This is a genomic window from Verrucosispora sp. WMMC514, from assembly GCF_027497295.1.
Classification (GTDB): Bacteria; Actinomycetota; Actinomycetes; order Mycobacteriales; family Micromonosporaceae; genus Micromonospora; species Micromonospora palythoicola.
Genome location: NZ_CP114906.1, coordinates 1186342 through 1203393 on the forward strand (window position 1 = coordinate 1186342; position 17052 = coordinate 1203393).

Here is a 17052-nt window from a genome sequence, read left to right on the forward strand (position 1 = left end):
CGCCTCAGCGCGCGCCGAGCAGGTGCTCGACGGCGAGCTGGTTCAACCGGACGAAACCGAAGCCCTTGGCGGCTACCGCGTCGACGTCGAACTCCTCGAACGCGCTGGTGTCGGCGAGCAGCTCGGTGTAGCCCTCGCCCTCGCCGAGGGTCGGCACGCCCAGCTCGGCGACCTTGCTCGCGGCCAGCGCCTCGGCCACCTCCGGGTCGGCCCGGAACGCCGCCGCCCGCTCCTTGAGCAGCAGGTAGGTGTTCATGTTCGCGGCGGCCGAAGCCCAGACCCCGTCGACGTCCTCGGTGCGCGAGGGCTTGTAGTCGAAGTGGCGGGGGCCGTCGTAGCCGGGGCCGCCGGCGGTGCCGCCGTGCTCCAGCAGGTCGACCAGGGCGAACGCGTTGAGCAGGTCGCCGTGACCGAAGACCAGGTCCTGGTCGTACTTGACGCCACGCTGGCCGTTGAGGTCGATGTGGAACAGCTTGCCCTGCCAGAGCGCCTGGGCGATGCCGTGGACGAAGTTCAGCCCGGCCATCTGCTCGTGGCCGACCTCCGGGTTCAGGCCGACCCGCTCCGGGTGGGCGAGGGTGGAGATGAACGCCAGGGCGTGCCCGACGGTGGGCAGCAGGATGTCACCGCGCGGCTCGTTCGGCTTCGGCTCCAGCGCGAAACGCAGGTCGTAGCCGCGGTCGATGACGTACTGGCAGAGCAGGTCCACCGCCTCGCGGTAGCGCTCCAGCGCGGCCTGGACGTCCTTGGCGACGTCGTACTCGCCGCCTTCCCGGCCGCCCCACATGACGAAGGTCTTCGCGCCCAGCTCGGCGGCGAGATCGATGTTGCGCAGCACCTTGCGCAACGCGTACCGCCGGACGTCGCGGTCGTTGCTGGTGAAGCCACCGTCCTTGAAGACCGGCTGCTGGAACAGGTCGGTGGTGACCATCGGCACCACCAGGCCGGTCTCGTCGAGCGCCTTGCGGAACCGGGCGATCTGGGCGTCGCGGGTGGCGGCGTCAGCACCGAACGGCACCAGGTCGTCGTCGTGGAAGGTGACGCCGTACGCGCCCAGCTCGGCGAGCCGGTGCACCGACTCCACCGGATCCAACGCGTCTCGGGTGGCGTGGCCGAACGGGTCGCGGCCCTGCCAGCCGACCGTCCAGAGCCCGAAGGAGAACTTGTCGGCAGGAGTGGGACGGGGTGCCATGGCAGACCTCCGGTGGTGTCATCCGCTATTTGTTCAGTGGTTGAATTAAATGACCGCGATGTGGCAGTGTCAAGGGGTGACCTCACCCGCAGCCCCGGCCGGCGCGGTGCGGCAGGGCAGCCTGCGTGAGCTGAATCTCGCCCTCGTGCTCGGCCGCATCGCCGCCGCCCGTCGCCCCCCGTCGCGGGCGGCGCTGGCCGCCGACACCGGTCTCACCCGGGCCACCGTGTCGGCCGTGGTGGAGGACCTCGTCGCCGGCCGCCTCGTCACCGAGGCGGATCCGACGCCACGAGCCGGCGCCGGTCGTCCGGCGCGCGGCCTGATGCTGGCCGGCGACGGTCCCGCCGGTCTCGGCCTGGAGATCAATGTCGACTACCTCGCCGCGTGCGTCGTCGACCTCTCCGGGCAGGTCCGGCACCACACGGTGCACCGGGCCGACCTGCGACCCGTGTCGCCGGCCGAGGCTCTCGGCCAGCTCGCCGAGCTGGCCGGCCGGGCCCGCGTCGACGCCGAGGCCCAGGGTCTGACCCTGGCCGGTGCCGCCCTGGGCGTACCCGGTCTGGTCGACGACGCCGGGCGGGTCCGCCTCGCGCCGAACCTGGGCTGGCGGGACGTGCCGGTGCCGGAACTGCTGGCCGACCATCCCCCACTGACCGAACGGGTCGACGGGGTGCCGCCCCTGGTGGTGGACAACGAGGCCAACCTCGCCGCGTTGGGCGAGCTGCATGCCGGCGCCGCGCCGGGCAGCTTTCTGCACATCTCCGGCGAGGTCGGCATCGGTGCGGGCATCGTCCTCGACGGCGCGCTGTTCCGGGGCACCCGTGGTTGGAGCGGCGAGATCGGCCACATCCCGGTCCGCCCGGACGGCCCACCCTGCCGCTGCGGCGGCCGCGGCTGTCTGGAGCTCTACGCCGGGCAGGAGGCGATCCTGTCCGCCGCCGGCCTGGCCGGTGCGGATCTGCCCGCCGACCGGGCCTCGACCCGGCTGACCCAGCTCGCCACAGCCGAGCATCCCGCCGTGCTGCGCGCCCTGACCGAGGCCGGTACGGCGATCGGGGTCACCGTGGCGAGCGTGGTCAACCTGCTGGACCTCGACACGGTGGTGCTCGGCGGCGGTTACGCCCCGCTCACCGGCTGGCTCCGACCGCCCGTACTCGCCGAGATCGAACGCCGGGTGCTCACCGCGGCATGGTCGCCGGTCACCGTCCGGCCCGCCACCCTGGGTGCCACCGCCGCCGCGGTGGGAGCGGCCGGTTCGGTGGTACGCCGGATCATCGCTCGCCCCGGCGGCTGGTTGGCCCGGCTCTGACGCGCTCGTCCGGATGCCTCGGCAGCCGCTCGGTACGCTTGCTTCCAAGCAACCAACCGTGACCCCGAGGAGTGCACCCCGGCATGCGTACTGGTCGACACGGCCCGCCGCCGGGTGTCCGCCGATGACCAGCACCCGACCCGGCGCCTTCGCCGGTGCGGCCGGCGAGCGGACCAGCGACGACCGGTCGGAGCGCACCGCCGCCGAGGCGCCGCACGGCACGTCACCCGTGGACGCCGATCTCGCCCGTGAGCTGCTCGACGGCCTCGACGAGGCGGTGCTGACCACCGACGACGCCGGGCTGGTCGTGCTGGTGAACGCGGTGGCCGGAGCGTTGCTGCCGGAAATCGTCGTCGGCACCGACCTGACCGGCTGTCCGTTCGCGGCCCTGGCGGCCGCAACCGCCACCGGTGCCGACGACTTCGATGCCGAACACCTCGGCCGGCGGCTGCGAGGGGTCCGCCGCACGCTTGGTGGCAACCGGTCCGCCTGGTACGTGCGGGATGTCACCGACGAGCACGCCCGCACGGCGGAGCTGCTCGCCGAGCGTCGGCGTACCCGGTTCCTGGCCGACGCCGGCCGTCAGCTCGGCCTGGCGCTCGAGGGTGACCAGGCGCTGCGCGCGGTGGCCGCCCTACCCGTGCCCTACCTGGCCGATCTGGCTCTGGTGGTACACCTGCCACCGACGCCGACCGAACACCGGCCGCACTGGATCCGGCACACCGCTGACCACAGCACGCCGGTCACCGGAACGGTCGGCTGGGACGTGGTCGCCGCCGTACCCGGACTCGTCGAGGCCCTCGACGGCGAGCCCGCCGATCCGCGGCCCTGGCCGGCCATCACCCGGGCGGGAATCGACGATCTGGTCCCGGCGGACCTCGACCCGCCCTCGACCCTGCTGGTCAGCCCGATCCCCGGCGCCGGCCGGACGGCCGGCGCCCTGGTGCTGCTCCGCCGAGCCGGGCGGGCCGGTTTCGACCGCCGTGACGTCGAGCTGGTCCGGGAGTTCGCCGCCCGGGCCGGCGCCGCGCTGGCCACCGCGCAACTGCACGACGAACAGAGCCACCTCGCCCGGGTCCTTCAGCACAGCCTGCTGCCGCCGCGGCTGCCCACGGTGGCCGGAGTGCGCCTGGCCGGGGGCTACCGCGCGGCCGGCGACGGACTGCGCATCGGTGGCGACTTCTACGACGTCCTGCCGACCGACGACGGTGCGCTGTTCGCCGTCGGGGACGTCTGCGGCAAGGGCGTGGGTGCGGCCGTGCTCACCGGCCGGGTACGCCAGTCCCTGCAGACCCTACGGCTGGTCGAACGGCAACCGCGGGAACTGCTCCGGCTGCTCGACCGGGCACTGCTCGACCTGCCGGACACGAGCCGGCGCGGGCAGTTCACCACCCTGCTGCTGGGCGCCCTGCGGGTCGGACCCGAGGGTGAACTGCGGTTGCGGATCGCCGGTGGCGGGCATCCGGCACCCCTCGTGGTGCGGTCCGACGGAACGGTGGCCGCGCTCCGGGTGGGCGGGATGCCGGTCGGCGCGTTGCCCGGTGCCCGGTTCGCCGCCGCCGACCTTCGGCTCGGCCCCGGCGAACTGCTCTTCACCCGTACCGACGGGGTCGCCGATGCCCGGGGCGGCCCGCACGGCGCGGAGACCTTCGGCGAGCAGCGGCTACGCCGGACGCTGGCGGCCGGTGCCGGGCTGCCCCCGGCGACGCTCGTCGACCGCGTGCTCCGGGAGATCGACACGTGGTGTGCCGGGCACCGCCACGACGACATCGCGATGTTGGCGATCGGTCCCGCCGCAGACTGATCCGGCCGTGCGGCAGCACCGACGGTAGCCGGCCCGGTCAGGCTGTGCGGAAGACGGAGGCGTCCCCCGCTGCCCAGCCACGCGGCGCCGCCTCGACGGCGTCCCGGCCGTCCGACTGTTCCGCACGTGGTTGCTCGGGCTGTGGCACCAGCGGCGACACCGGTCGGACGACCCGTGCGCGGGCGGCCTCGTCGAAGGCACGCAGCCCGCGCAGCAGCGCCTCCCGGGCGTCGGGGGTCATGTCGGCCAGGATCGCCGCCAGGTGCTGGCGACGGTCGTCGCGCAGCTCGGCCAGCAGCCGGCGGGCCTCGGCGGTCAGATGCAGCGAGATCTCCCGCCGATCGGCGCGGCCCGGCTCCCGCTCCAGCATCCCCGCGGCGACCAGCCGGTCACACAGTCGGCTGGCCGACGAGAGCAGCATGTCCAGACCGGCGGCGAGGCGCCGCAGGTTTATCCCGTCATGCCGTTCGACGAGCATGACGGCGCGAAGCTGGGCGGTGGAGATGCGGTTGGCCGTCCGCTCCCGCGCACCGTCCCAGACCGTCAGCAGGGCTCCTGCCGCGGCATCCAGCTCGGCAGCCATACTCATCTCGGGTCCCGGTGGACCATGCAGTTCCGCCATGGTGCGCCTGAGCGTACCCCGATTCCGTCGGCGGTTGGGCTTGTGATCAAGGAGGGACCATGACCGAGCCGGTCGACAGGGGCCGCGCGGCCATCACCGCCGCCCCCGTGGATCTCCTCGTGACGCGCGTCGGGGAGCTGTTCGAGCGGGAGTACGGGATCACCGACACCGATCTCCTCCAGGTCGACTACCGGCTGGCGGCGCTGCTGCCGCTGGGCGGTGGGGAACCGGTGACCATGCCCGGGCACCCGGCCTGGCGTTGCTTCGACCACCAGAGCCCGACCCACGCCGACGGCGTGGGGTACCTGCCGGTGAGCATGCGTGGCGAACGGCGGGGTGTGCTCCGGGTCACGCCGGTCACCGACGCCCGACTTGCCGAGCTGGCCGAGGTCGCCACCGCGCTGGCCCACGAGCTGGCCGCCGTCGACGCCGGCACGGACGTGTACCGGGTGGCCCGGCGGAGTCGCCGACTCACCCTCGCCGCCGAGGTGCAGTGGGAACTGCTGCCGGGGCGTAGCCGGCTGCGTCCCTCCTTCAGCCTCGCCGGTCAGCTGGAGCCGGCGTACGCGGTGCGTGGTGACAGCTTCGACTGGTCCGACGACGGTGAGCGGGTCTGGTTGGCCACCATCAACGGGATGGGTGAGGGGGTCGCCGCGTCCATGCTCACCACCCTCGCCACCTGTGCGTTGCGCAACGCCCGCCGGGCCGGCATTCCCCTGGCCGACCAGGCCGCCCTCGCCGATCAGGCGATCTACGACCTGCACCGGGGTGAGCAGTACCTCGCGACCCTGCTGCTCGAACTGGATCTGCGCACCGGGCGGCTCACCGCCGTCGACGCCGGCTCGCCCCGGCTCGTCCTGCTCCGGGACGGCGAGGTCAGCATCCAGCCGCTGGAGGAGCAGTTCCCGCTCGGCATGTTCGAGGGGACCAACTACCGCGAGCAGTTCGTCCAGCTCCAGCGCGGCGACCGACTGTTCATGATCAGTGACGGGGTGATCGAGGCGACCGGGGGCGCCGAGCAGTACGGCCAGACCGCGCTGGACCGGATGTTGCGCCGGACCGCACCGATGGCGGCGCTGGACGCCGTCCGCTCCCTGCTCGGCGACCTACGGGCCTTCGTCGCCGGTGATCTCACCGACGACGCCGTCGTGGTCTGCCTGGACTGGCTCGGTCCGCAGCCGTGAGACCACCCGCCGGATCAGTACGCGCCGCGGCTGTTGACCACCGCGCCGACGGTCTTCCACAGAATCGTCAGGTCGGCGGCGAGCGACCAGTTCTCCACGTAGTAGAGGTCGAGCCGGATGCCGTCCTCCCAGCTCAGATCGGAGCGGCCGCTGACCTGCCAGAGCCCGGTCATCCCCGGCTTGACCAGCAGCCGGCGGGCGACGTCGCCGTCGTACCGGGCGACCTCGGAGGGCAGCGGCGGCCGGGGACCGACCAGGCTCATCTGCCCCAGCAGGACGTTCACCAGCTGCGGCAGCTCGTCAAGTGACCACTTGCGCAACAGCCGACCGACCCGGGTCACCCGGGGGTCGTCCCGCATCTTGAACAGCAGGCCGTCGGTCTCGTTGCGGGCGGCCAACTCCGCCAGCAGCACGTCCGCGTTGACCACCATGGTGCGGAACTTGAAGACCCCGAACTCCTGGCCGCCCTGCCCGACCCGGATCTGGCGGAAGAGCACCGGGCCTCGGCTGTCCAGCTTCACGGCCAACGCGATGACCGCCAGCAGGGGCAGCAGCAGGGCCAGGGCGACAAGCGACATCGACCGGTCGACGAACCCCTTGACCAGTTTGCGGACGCCGCGGAACTCGGGGGCCTCCACGTGGATCAGTGGCAGGCCGGCGACGGGCCGGGTGTGGATGCGCGGGCCGGCCACGTCGGTCAGCGCCGGAGCCAGCACCAGGTCGATGCCGGTGCCCTCCAGTTGCCAACCGAGCCGACGCAGCCGGGTCGCGGTCAGCTCCCCGCAGGCGGTGACGGCGACCGTGTCCGCGCCGATCGCGGCGGCGGCCTCCGGAATGGCCCGGAACGAACCGACCACCGGCACGTCGCCGAGCCGCTGGGCGACCGGGGCGAGCAGGGCGTCCGGGATGCAGGCACCGACGACCTGGTAGCCGGCGTACGGCTCGCGGCGCAGGGTGTGCACCAGTTCCAGCACGTGGGCGGTGTCACCGACCACCAGCACCCGCCGCGACCAGCCCGACCCCTGCGACCGGGCGCGGTGCAGGCGCTTGCGGGCGGCGAACCGGGCCACCTCCAGACCGATCGTGCCCACCGCGAAGGTGATGGCCAGGAAGCCCCGGGACACCCCGACGTCGGCGACGTAGCCCGCGATCGCGGTGGCGCCGGCCAGCCGCAGACTCGCCATGCTCACCCGCCGGTACTCGTCCGCACCGTAGCCCACCACCCGGTCGTCGTAGCAGCGCAGGGCCTTCAGCGAGACCAGCCAGGCCAGCACGAGCGCCGGGGCGACCAGGACGTACGGCACCGGGCCACGGGGTGCGGCCTCACCGAACCGGACGGCGTAGCCGACCAGCACCGCCACCGCCAGCACGGCGGTGTCCAGCACGACAAGCGTCCGGACGTACGCCCGCTGGTCGGTACGCACCGGTCGCCCCGGTGCCGGGACGTCGTTGGGTCGCGATGACGATCTGACCGGGGTCAACAGCGTAGCCGAGGTCACCAGCCCTCCCACTTCGCTCGCCGACGGCACGGGCCCGGCCGGGACGGTCGGGTCTGCCGATGCACGACGACATCCTGCCCTGACAACCATGACTACCAATTGCTTCCGACGTATTGCCGTCAGTTTCCAAGGCGTAGGACAACGAGAAAGGGGCCGGTGGTACCGGCGAAACCGGTACCAGCGGCCCCTTTACGGGGTGTCTCAGGTCAGGCGGGTGCCTTCCGCAGCGCGATCGCCCGGAGGAAGATGTCACCGATCTTGGTGGGATCCGTGGCGACGAACGCACCGCCACCGGCGCTCTTCGCGATGGTGTCCAGCTCCGACTTGCTGACCTCGGTGCCGATACCGATGATGATCACCTGGATCGGCTGCTCCGGGTCCTTGATCCGCTTCAGCTCGGCGAGCAGGGCCTTCTGGGAGATGCCGTCGGCGTCCTCGTTCTTGCCGTCGGTGAACAGCACGATCGAGTTGACCTTGCCAGGTTCCCAGTTCGCCTGGACGTCCTTGTACGCGGCCAGCAGCGTGTCGTACAGGCCGGTGTCGCCGCTCGACGAGGCGACCCGGTCCAGGCCGCGCTCCAACTCGCTGCGCTGCCGTGACAGCGGCGCGATCGGCACCAACTCCTGGTAGTCCAGCGAGCCCACCAGGTTCGTCGAGAAGACCCACAGGCCGATCGACCACGAGTCGTCGAACAGGTTCAGCCCGCGCCGGGCCGCCTCCGTGGTGACCTGCTGCCGGGTCGCCCCGTTGGCGGTCGGCACCTCGTTCTTCATCGAGCCGGAGACGTCGATGATGCAGAGCATCCGACCGGACAGAGTGGCGATGGACCAGCTGGAGACCGCCCGCTCCACCGCGTCCGGGGCCAGCCCACCGGCGGCGACGCCGCCCTGGGCCGGCGGCGCGACGGAAGCGTCCCCACCGGCCGGGCTCGGCGCGCCCTGCGGCGCGTTGAAACCGGTGCCCCAGTTGCCGTCCGGCGCCCGCAGCGACTGCGCGGCCAGCTTGTCCTTGAACGACGTCGTGGTCAGCGCCTCGAACAGCACCCCGGCGGCGGACGCCTTGGCCGGCTCGATCCCGGGCAGCACCGCGTACGGGTAGTCGAGCGGCAGTGGCGCCGGTTTCAGGTAGAGCGCCGCCAACGGCACCGGAGGCTTCCGGGCGTTGTACTGGATGACGTCCTCCTCGGACAGCGCCGCCGCACCGAGGGCGCTGGCCAGCGTGGTGGCGTCGCTGGCCGTCGGGAACTTGGCGAGCAGGTCCTGGCGCAGCGCCGAGGCGCCGGCGGCCAACGCCCGCAACGCGCCGACGCGCTCCTGCTCGGCGGTCTCGCCGCCGGTCGACGCCGCGGCGGTCATCATCGACAGCAGGCCGGACAGTCCGGCGGCGTCGCGGGTCGGCTCCACGATGCCGGTCTTCAGCGGCCGATCACTGTTGAGGCGCGTCAGCAGGTCGGTCCAGCCGAGTTCCTGCTGCGGCCAGCCCAGCCGGGTGGCGATCGGTTCCGGCATCGCGACCACCACCGGGCTGCTCGCGATGGAGGAACCGTTGCCGGGCTCGAAGGCCGCCGCGCCGCCGGTCTTGAGTCGCAGCAGCCAGGTGGAGGAATCCGGAATCCAGACGTCCGGACTCACCGCGGTGCCACTGGCCTGCCCCACGCCGGCCAGGATCGCGCCGTGCTTGGCGGACACCACGGCGGCCACCTCCACCGGGTCGGAGGCGGCGACCGTCACGTCGATGCAGGTTCCATCGACCGCGGCACCCTTCTCCTCCCACTCGGTGGCCGCCTGGTCGACCGCCGGGGCGAGCTCGCTGGCCACCGCGACGGACAGCTCGATCTTGCCGGAGCAGTCCTGGCCGGCGAGTTGGCGATAGCCGACCCACCCACCAGCGGTGACGACGAGTACGCCGACCGCTGCTGCGGCGGCGGCACCGTGAATACTTGAACGCATGCGATGGCGGCCTGCTGACACGCAGACCATCTTGCGTATCCGACCGTTGTACTGCCATGGCCGTTCGGACGAAAGTTACAGAGGAGAAACAGTTCACCGCGATTCAGTTACTTTGAGTGATGAGTCAGCGGCGCAATGTGGATGTATCTATGTCCGAGCCACACGATCAGGGCAGAACGCAAGTAGGGCTCGCAATCGGTAGCGGCTCGCCGACCGCCACCGGCACCCCGGTGGCCGGGTCGACCCGGAAGGTGCGCACCATGTCCGCCCGTTCGTCGGCGACGTACAGGTGTTCACCGATCAGGGCGAAGTGACGGGGCCACTCGCCGCCGGTCTCCACCTCCGCCACGAGTTCCGGCAGGTCCGCACCGAGGGCGAAGACCGTCACGGTGCCGACACCCCGGTTCGCGACGTAGAGGAAGCGGCCGTCCGGACCGATGCCGATCTCGGACGGCTGGACGTGCCCGCCCCGGTCGCTGGCGTCGACCCGGCCCCGGTGGTGCAGCGCCCCGTCGAGCAGCTCGTAGGCCAGCACCGAACCGTCCAGCTCCCCGGAGACGTAGCAGCGCCGTCCGTCGGGGTGCCGGGCCAGGTGCCGGGGCCCCACCCCGGGCGCGGTTCGCACCCGGGGCGCGCGTGGCACCAGTCGTCCGGTTGCGGCGTCGAGGTCGTACCGGTAGATCGAGTCGGTGCCCAGATCGACCGCCAGCAACGGCGACGCACCCGTCCCCGGCGAGACCATGTGGGCGTGCGCCCGCTCCTGGCGTTCGGGATCGGCCCCGTGTCCCTGGTGCGCGACCACATCGGTGCGCTCGCTCGGCACCCCGTCGGCGTCGAGCGGGAAGACCGTCACGCTGCCGCCGCCGTAGTTGGCCACGAACAGGTGACCCCCGTCGGGTGCGACCGCCAGGTGGCACGGTTCCGCTCCGCCGGTGGGCCACGACCCGATCGCGGACAGCTCGCCGTCGGTGCCGACCCGCCAGGCGCTGATCCGGCCGTCGGGCAGTTCGTTCACCGCGTACAGCACGGGTCGCGTCGGGTGGCGGGCGAGGAAGGAGGGCGAGTCGGTGACCGCGACGGTGCCCAGCGACGTCAGCTCGCCCGTACGCGGCTCCCGCCGGGCGGCGACGATGCCGGTGCCGCGCCCACCGCTGGGCGCGGTGTACCCGCCGATGTGAACGATCTCGCCTCGACCTGCCACCGGTTGCCGCCCTCCGCTCGTTTCCGTCGAATCCACCTCCGCAGCCTTCCCCCGACGCCGACGGATTAGACCTCTGCGCCGCCACCCGGGCGCGCCGCCGGTCGGCTCAGGCCGTCGGTACCGGCTCGCCCCGATGCCGGGCGACGTGCTCGACCAGGGAGATCAGCACGGTCTTGCCGGACTGCCGATCACGAGCGTCGCAGAGCACCATCGGCACGTCCGGGTCCAGATCCAGGGCCCGGCGCACGGCCTCGAGACTGAACCGCCGGGCGTCGTCGAAGCAGTTCACCCCCACCACGAACGGGATGCCCCGCTGCTCGAAGTAGTCGATCGAGGGGAAACAGTCGGCCAGCCGTCGGGTGTCGGCGAGCACCACCGCGCCGAGCGCACCGAAGGCCAGTTCGTCCCAGAGGAACCAGAACCGGTCCTGTCCCGGCGTACCGAACAGGTAGAGCTGGAGGTCCTCGTTGATGGTGATCCGGCCGAAGTCCATCGCCACCGTGGTGGTCGTCTTGGTCTCCACCCCGGAGAGGTCGTCGGTGTAGATGCCGGCGTCCGTCAGGATCTCCTCGGTCTGCAACGGCCGGACCTCGCTCAACGCGCTCACCAGCGTCGTCTTGCCGGCGCCGAAGCCGCCGGCGATGAGGATCTTCAGCGCGATGGGCACCCGGTTGCCCCGCCGCTCACCGTCATAACGCACGGAGTCCATCGACCACCGCCTTGAGGATGTCGTTGTCGGGTAGGTACGTGGCGCGCGGTGGCTGGTGCACGGCGACCAGTCCGCGGGACAGCAGATCACCGAGCAGCACCCGGACCACGCCGATCGCCAGGTCGAGGTCCGCGGCGAGCTCCACGACCGGGGTACCGCGGCCGGCCAGCTCCACCAGCAGCCGGTGCTCCGGATACAGCTCCGGATAGGCCGCGAGGTCCGGATCCGGCTTCGCCAGCACGTACGCGACCAGATCGAGCCCGTCCGTGCTGGGACGGGCCCGCCCGCCGGTCAGGGTGTACGGCCGCACCACCGGCCCGGCGTCGTCGTCGAGCCACTCATGTCGGTGCCCGGGCAGGTCAGTCCGCATCGGTGGTACCCGCAGCCGCCCGGGCCGGCGCCCCCAGGTTCTCACCCACCCGGGTCACCAGCATCGCCATCTCGTACGCCACCAGGCCGATGTCCGCGTCGGCGTCGCTGGCGACCGCCAGGCACGCGCCCTGGCCCGCCGCGGTGACGAAGAGGTACGCGGACTCCATCTCCACGACGGTCTGCCGGACCGGTCCACCGGTGAGGTGCCGGCTCGCGCCCCGGGCCAGGCTGGACAGGCCGGACGCCAGCGCACAGAGGTGCTCGGCATCGGCGGTGCCCAGGCCGGCGGAGGCGCCCAGCAGGAGTCCGTCGGCCGACAGCACCACGGCCTGCCGCGCGGTCGGCACCCGCTCCAGCAGATCGTCCAGCAACCAGTCGAGATCTGCGTTCTGCCTCGTCGACTGCATCAGGCGTCCCTCTCAGTCACGGTCGGGGGATTCGCCGGCGCCGATTCGGTGGCCGGCAGGGCGTCGGGCGGCGCGGTGCTGCGGTTTTGACCCGGCGGGTCCGTTCCGGCCGGGTCGGGAGCCGGCACGGCGGAACCGGCCCGGTCGGTCGGGTCGGCGGCAGCCGCACCGGGCTGGTGGTTCGGCTGCGCCGGAGACGGCTCGGTCCGGTCGGTCCCGTTGCCGGGGACCGGTCCACCCGGATCACGGCCGGGGGTTCGGGTGGCGGCCAGCCGACCCCGCGCGGTGCCCGCCTGCAACGCCGACATGACCCGGCGTGCCTCCTCCGGGCTGCGCGGCGCCGGATCGCGGTGCGGCCGGGCCAGGGTCCGGGACGCGACCACCGGTTGTCGGACGGTCGGGCCGTCGATCGCGGCCGTCCGTGCGGGCCGTGCGGTCATCGCCGGCAGTTGCACGGTGGGCGCGTCCAGCACGGGGTCGGCACCGGGCACGTCCCGGTGCCCGGAAACCGGTCCAACCGGCGCGTCGGCGCCGGCCTCGGCTGGATCGGTGCCGGCCGGCCGCGCCGGTGCGGGCTGAGGTTCCGGTCCGGCCCGGACGACGGGGGCCACCTCGGCGGTGGACGGGACGCCGTTGCCGGCATCAGCGGTCGACGCTGCCGGCTCGCCGCTGGGCGACGCGACGGCGCGGCGGCGGATCCGGCGGGGCAGACCGTCGGCCTCCGCCGGCCCGACCGTCGATCTGCCGCCCTGGGTCCGGAGGGTCGTCTCGCCGACCGGCTCGCCTTCGACCGGACCGCCGGCGGGTGCCGTCGTGTCGCGCGGGACGGCGCGGGTTCGGGGACGGGGCACCGTGGTCAGTCGGGTCGCCCGGGCCAGCCTCCGCTGCTCCGGCGTGGCACCCTTGTCGTCGCCCGCCAGCGCCTCCGGGCCGGGCAACGGTGACGGTTCCTCCGTGATCAGTCCGGTCGGGATGAGCACCACGGCGGTGAGGCCGGTGCCCGTGCCCTTCGATCGCCGCAACCGGACCCGGACGTCGTGCCGGGCGGCCAGTCGCGCCACCACGAACAGACCGAGCCGGGCGGTCTCGCTGGGATCGAACTCCGGCGACCGGGCCAGCTTCCGGTTCGCCTCGTCGATGGCCGCCTCGCTCATGCCGAGACCCTCGTCGGTGACGGAGAGGGCGTAGCCGTGCGCCACGTGCGCACCGGAGATCTCGACCCGGGAGTCGGGTGGGGAGAACGCGGTGGCGTTCTCGATCAACTCGGCGAGCAGGTGGATGATGTCCCCCACCACCCGACCGACCGTGCCGGCGGGCTGCACCGTGGTGATGTCGACCCGGTCGTACGACTCGACCTCGGAGATCGCCCCTCGGATGAGGTCCACCATGGCGACCGGGTTGCGCCAGCCCCGGCCCGGTGTGGCGCCGGCGAGGATGACCAGATCCTCCGCGTGCCGACGCAACCGGGTGGCGAGGTGGTCGACGCGGAACAGTTCGGCCAGGTGGTCGGGGTCCTCCGCGTCGCGTTCCAGCCGGTCGAGCAGCGCGATCTGCCGGTGCACCAGCCCCTGACTGCGTCGCGCGATGTTCAGGAAGACGTCGTTGAGACCACGCCGCAGGCTCACCTCGACCATGGCCGACCGGATGGCGACCTTGTGCACCTCGGTGAACGCCTGCGCGACCTGGCCGATCTCGTCGGCGCCCCGGTCGGCCACCGAGGCCTCCCGAGCCAGGTCGACCTGCTCACCGTTGCGCAGCCGGTCCACCACCTCCGGCAGGCGCCGCTCGGCGTCGGCGAGCGTGCCGCGTACCCGGGTCAGCCGTCGGGCGACCGAGCGGCCGACCCGGACCGCCACCACCAGCGAGAGCACGACGGCGATCAGGCCGAGCAGTCCCGCGGCGGCCAGCCGCACCAGGGTCCGTACCGCCATCGGCACCGACCGGTCGGCCAGGCCGTCCGCCTGGGTCAGCTCGAAGTCCCGCAGCGACTGCTGCACCGTGTCGTAGCTGGTCTGCCACGCCTGCGGGTCGAGCCTGAGCCGGGCCGACGGGTCGGCGGCGACGACGTCGTCCTGCATCTCCCGGAGCCGGCCGAACGCCTCCCGCTCGGTCAGCCGCTGGTACGCGGCCCGGTCCGCCTCGGGCAGGTCGGCCACCGCGGTCTCGGCCAGGAACCGCTGATTTCCGATGCCCTGCACGAGCAGGATGTGCTCGCCCTCGGCGAACCTGCCCGAGGTCAGCACCCCGGCCAGCAGCGCGTCGGTCTGGGCCAGCAGTTCCCGCGAACGGCCGAGGCCGGTCAGCGCCAACGCCTCGCGGTTGAGGTCGTGGTCCGGGAGGTTGGCCAGGGCGGTGAAGGTGTGGAAGGCGGAGGAGATCATCCCGCTGTAGAGCCCGACCGCGCCGGCTCGGTCGAGATCCCGACGATCGATGAAGCCGCGGCCGGCCGGCAACGCGTCCAACTCGCCGATGAGCCGTTCGAGCCGGGCTTCGAGCAGCTCACCGGCGGCGTCGCGCAGCTGGTCGCCGCCGACCCGGCGACGCAACTCGGTGATCGCCGCGTCGGTGCGGCCCCGCTGTGCCACCAGAGCCGGCAGCACGCAGTCGGCCGGGGGTTGTCCACACTCGGTGCGTGGCGAGGCGAGGTGCACCACGGAGAGCCGTCGTTCCCGTTGCAGCTCGGCCACCACGGTCTCACCTGGCCGGCCGAGGTCGTACAGCAGGGTACGGGCGGCGAGCAGGTCGAGCGCCGGCCCGAAGGTGAGCGTGGTCGCGAAAATCCACAGTGCCAGCAGCGCGGTCACCGGCACGACGACCAACGCGGTCAGCTTCGAGCGGATCGGCCAGTCGCGGGTGTTCAATCGGACCTCGCCCGGAAGGGTGGCTGGAAGGGCTCCGGCGCAGCCGGGCAGCGCCGTCACCGGGCGCATCCCGGTCGTCCCGCCGGGACGCCGGCTCGGGCGCCTTGGGCAGGATACGTAATCCGCGCCGGTCGCACTACCGTCCGTCGAGACTACCGGTACGTTGCCGAACGTCCCGACGACGAACCCCTTGTCGGGTTCCCTGCCCGTGCCAACCGGGTCGGGTCAGGAAAGTGTTCCGGAACGGGATTGGCGATCAGTGCGTGGCGGGAATACCTGCAGGCGAAGGAGGAGCCATGTCGCCCACGCAGATAGTCGTCACCGTCCTCGTCATCCTGGTGGTCGCCGCCATCGCCGCCGTCGTCGTCGTGGCCGGCCGCCGCCGGTCGCTCCGGCAACGGTTCGGCCCCGAGTACGACCACGTCGTCGCCGAGCAGGACAGCCGCAGCGCCGCCGAGCGCGAGCTGCGGGACCGGGAACGCCGGCACGCCGAGCTCGAACTGGTCCCGCTCACCCCCGAGTCCCGTGCCCGGTACACCGAGGCGTGGGAGGAGCTTCAGGTACGTTTCGTCGACGCTCCCGCCGAAACCGTCGGGCAGGCCGACGAACTGGTCAGCCGGCTGATCGCCGAACGCGGGTACCCCACCGGTGAGTTCGACGACCAGATCGCCCATCTCTCCGTCGAGCACGCGCGGACGCTGGGCCACTACCGCGACGCGCACGAGATCCACCTGCGCAACTCCCGGGGCGAGGCCAGCACCGAGGATCTCCGCCAGGCCGTCGTCCACTATCGCGCTCTCTTCAGCGACCTGCTCGGCGAGGAGTCGCCGGTCGCTGCGGGGATGCCGGAACAGCGCCACCCCGATGCCGCCCACGACGCCACCAACCGCTGAGGAGATCACCATGCGGCAGGAAGAGCAGCAGCTCAACAACGACCACCCGGAGGCCGTACGCTCCGCCCCGGTGGCGGTGCCGACCACCGAGGACGACCGGAAGCCGGGCGACGAGGTCGACACCGTCGACGAGCCGACGGATCGGGACCGGTCGGAGGCCGACCGCGGCCGGCCCTGGGACGGCCGTCCCGGCTCCGACGGCGAGCGCACCGAGTTCCACGAGCCGGGTCCGGTGCCGACCGCCTTCGGCGCGACCACGGTCGGTGGCGCGGTCGCCGCGTCCGCGCTGGCCAGCCCGCGCCCCGAGGACGAGCGCGACCCGCGCGAGGAGGACACCGCCCGGCCTGGTGACGGCGCCGTCGACGGGGACCGGGAGGGACGGCGGGCGGACCCGACGGCGGAGTTCGGCGGTACGGGCGACGACGTCGACCGGACCGACCCGGTCGACGATGCCGCGGCCGACGTCGTCGACGACCGGGCTTCGGCGGTCGGCGACGACCCGACGGACGACCGGCTCGACGACCCGGCGGACGACCGGCTCACCGACGACGACGTGGCCACGGCCGACGGCGACGACCGACCGACGGCGGTGACGGACGTCGACGACACGGCGGCGGCGGGTGGCCCCGGCTACGGAAGTGCCACCCCCACGATGGTCGACCCCGACACCCAGACCTCGGGCGAGGGCACGTCCGGTTCCGGGACGGCGGTCCCGGCCGGCGCGGCGACGCTGTTCGACGACGCGACGGCGCAGGGCTTCCGGGACCGCTGGCGCGACGTCCAGCTGCGCTTCGTGGACGATCCCCGGGCGGCGGCGGGTGAGGCGCAGTCGCTGGTGGAGGAGGCGATGGAGGCGCTGTCCGCCGCCCTTGCCGCGCACCGCGACAAGCTCGGCGGCTGGCAGGAGGCCGGCTCGTCCGACACCGAGCAGTTGCGGGTGGCCGTGCGCGAGTACCGGGACTTCCTCGACCGGGTGCTCGGCCGCTGACTCCGCGTGGCCGTACCACCCGAGGGCGGGTGCCTCCGATCCGGGGCACCCGCCCTCGGCGT

At 72.9% G+C, this 17052-nt stretch carries 13 protein-coding genes and 1 pseudogene; 5 read left to right on the top strand and 9 right to left on the bottom strand.

What is annotated here, in order from left to right; all coding sequences use genetic code 11:
- Positions 1–4 precede the first annotated feature (4 nt).
- Positions 5–1192 carry a xylose isomerase gene (xylA, locus tag O7597_RS05380; RefSeq protein ID WP_281582158.1) on the bottom strand — a complete coding sequence of 396 codons (1188 nt, stop codon included), beginning with the start codon at positions 1190–1192 and terminating at the stop codon, positions 5–7.
- A gap of 49 nt (positions 1193–1241) precedes the next feature.
- Here xylA and O7597_RS05385 point away from each other — a divergent pair, with 49 nt between their 5' ends.
- Both O7597_RS05385 and O7597_RS05390 read left to right on the top strand, forming a co-directional pair.
- Positions 1242–2501 carry an ROK family protein gene (locus tag O7597_RS05385; protein ID WP_281582159.1) on the top strand — a complete coding sequence of 420 codons (1260 nt, stop codon included), beginning with the start codon at positions 1242–1244 and terminating at the stop codon, positions 2499–2501.
- Positions 2502–2625: 124 nt separating this feature from the next.
- Complete coding sequence (locus O7597_RS05390) at positions 2626–4305, top strand: PP2C family protein-serine/threonine phosphatase (RefSeq protein WP_281582160.1); 1680 nt, start codon at positions 2626–2628, stop codon at positions 4303–4305.
- 37 nt (positions 4306–4342) lie between these two features.
- Here the strand turns inward: O7597_RS05390 and O7597_RS05395 are convergent, their stop codons facing one another.
- Complete coding sequence (locus O7597_RS05395; RefSeq protein ID WP_269738010.1) at positions 4343–4894, bottom strand: MarR family transcriptional regulator; 552 nt, start codon at positions 4892–4894, stop codon at positions 4343–4345.
- A 92-nt stretch (positions 4895–4986) separates the two neighbouring features.
- On the opposite strand from O7597_RS05395, the gene O7597_RS05400 reads away from it, so the two are divergent.
- Positions 4987–6111, top strand: coding sequence for a PP2C family protein-serine/threonine phosphatase (locus tag O7597_RS05400; RefSeq protein WP_269738011.1), 1125 nt, complete (start codon positions 4987–4989; stop codon positions 6109–6111).
- A gap of 14 nt (positions 6112–6125) precedes the next feature.
- Here the strand turns inward: O7597_RS05400 and O7597_RS05405 are convergent, their stop codons facing one another.
- From O7597_RS05405 to O7597_RS05435, 7 genes and pseudogenes are all read right to left on the bottom strand, one after another.
- Positions 6126–7610, bottom strand: coding sequence for a sugar transferase (locus tag O7597_RS05405; protein ID WP_281582161.1), 1485 nt, complete (start codon positions 7608–7610; stop codon positions 6126–6128).
- A 206-nt stretch (positions 7611–7816) separates the two neighbouring features.
- Positions 7817–9580 (bottom strand): substrate-binding domain-containing protein, encoded by a 1764-nt coding sequence (locus tag O7597_RS05410; protein ID WP_281582162.1) that lies wholly within the window; start codon positions 9578–9580, stop codon positions 7817–7819.
- A 145-nt stretch (positions 9581–9725) separates the two neighbouring features.
- Positions 9726–10760 (bottom strand): lactonase family protein, encoded by a 1035-nt coding sequence (locus tag O7597_RS05415; protein WP_269738014.1) that lies wholly within the window; start codon positions 10758–10760, stop codon positions 9726–9728.
- 106 nt (positions 10761–10866) lie between these two features.
- Positions 10867–11469 (bottom strand): ATP/GTP-binding protein, encoded by a 603-nt coding sequence (locus O7597_RS05420; RefSeq protein ID WP_269738015.1) that lies wholly within the window; start codon positions 11467–11469, stop codon positions 10867–10869.
- A complete protein-coding gene (locus O7597_RS05425) occupies positions 11450–11839 on the bottom strand; it encodes a DUF742 domain-containing protein (RefSeq protein ID WP_269738016.1) in 390 nt (129 codons plus the stop codon). Before O7597_RS05425 ends, O7597_RS05420 begins: the two co-directional genes overlap by 20 nt.
- Positions 11829–12248 (bottom strand): roadblock/LC7 domain-containing protein, encoded by a 420-nt coding sequence (locus O7597_RS05430; protein ID WP_269738017.1) that lies wholly within the window; start codon positions 12246–12248, stop codon positions 11829–11831. Before O7597_RS05430 ends, O7597_RS05425 begins: the two co-directional genes overlap by 11 nt.
- A 251-nt stretch (positions 12249–12499) precedes the next feature.
- Positions 12500–15109: pseudogene (locus O7597_RS05435) on the bottom strand (nitrate- and nitrite sensing domain-containing protein); the annotation flags it as partial.
- A 296-nt stretch (positions 15110–15405) separates the two neighbouring features.
- Between O7597_RS05435 and O7597_RS05440 the strand changes: the two are divergent.
- Together O7597_RS05440 and O7597_RS05445 are read left to right on the top strand one after the other, a co-directional pair.
- Positions 15406–16002, top strand: a complete 597-nt coding sequence (locus O7597_RS05440) for a hypothetical protein (RefSeq protein ID WP_281582163.1) — start codon at positions 15406–15408, stop codon at positions 16000–16002.
- Positions 16003–16012: 10 nt separating this feature from the next.
- Positions 16013–16990 (top strand): hypothetical protein, encoded by a 978-nt coding sequence (locus O7597_RS05445; RefSeq protein WP_281582164.1) that lies wholly within the window; start codon positions 16013–16015, stop codon positions 16988–16990.
- Positions 16991–17052: the final 62 nt, after the last annotated feature.

Coding starts and splice junctions, on each gene's coding strand:
- O7597_RS05385 (WP_281582159.1), top strand. CDS start 1,242: ATGACCGCGATGTGGCAGTGTCAAGGGGTGACCTCACCCGCAGCCCCG.
- O7597_RS05430 (WP_269738017.1), bottom strand. CDS start 12,248: ATGCAGTCGACGAGGCAGAACGCAGATCTCGACTGGTTGCTGGACGAT.
- O7597_RS05390 (WP_281582160.1), top strand. CDS start 2,626: ATGACCAGCACCCGACCCGGCGCCTTCGCCGGTGCGGCCGGCGAGCGG.
- O7597_RS05440 (WP_281582163.1), top strand. CDS start 15,406: ATGTCGCCCACGCAGATAGTCGTCACCGTCCTCGTCATCCTGGTGGTC.
- O7597_RS05400 (WP_269738011.1), top strand. CDS start 4,987: ATGACCGAGCCGGTCGACAGGGGCCGCGCGGCCATCACCGCCGCCCCC.
- O7597_RS05420 (WP_269738015.1), bottom strand. CDS start 11,469: ATGGACTCCGTGCGTTATGACGGTGAGCGGCGGGGCAACCGGGTGCCC.
- xylA (WP_281582158.1), bottom strand. CDS start 1,192: ATGGCACCCCGTCCCACTCCTGCCGACAAGTTCTCCTTCGGGCTCTGG.
- O7597_RS05425 (WP_269738016.1), bottom strand. CDS start 11,839: ATGCGGACTGACCTGCCCGGGCACCGACATGAGTGGCTCGACGACGAC.
- O7597_RS05395 (WP_269738010.1), bottom strand. CDS start 4,894: ATGAGTATGGCTGCCGAGCTGGATGCCGCGGCAGGAGCCCTGCTGACG.
- O7597_RS05445 (WP_281582164.1), top strand. CDS start 16,013: ATGCGGCAGGAAGAGCAGCAGCTCAACAACGACCACCCGGAGGCCGTA.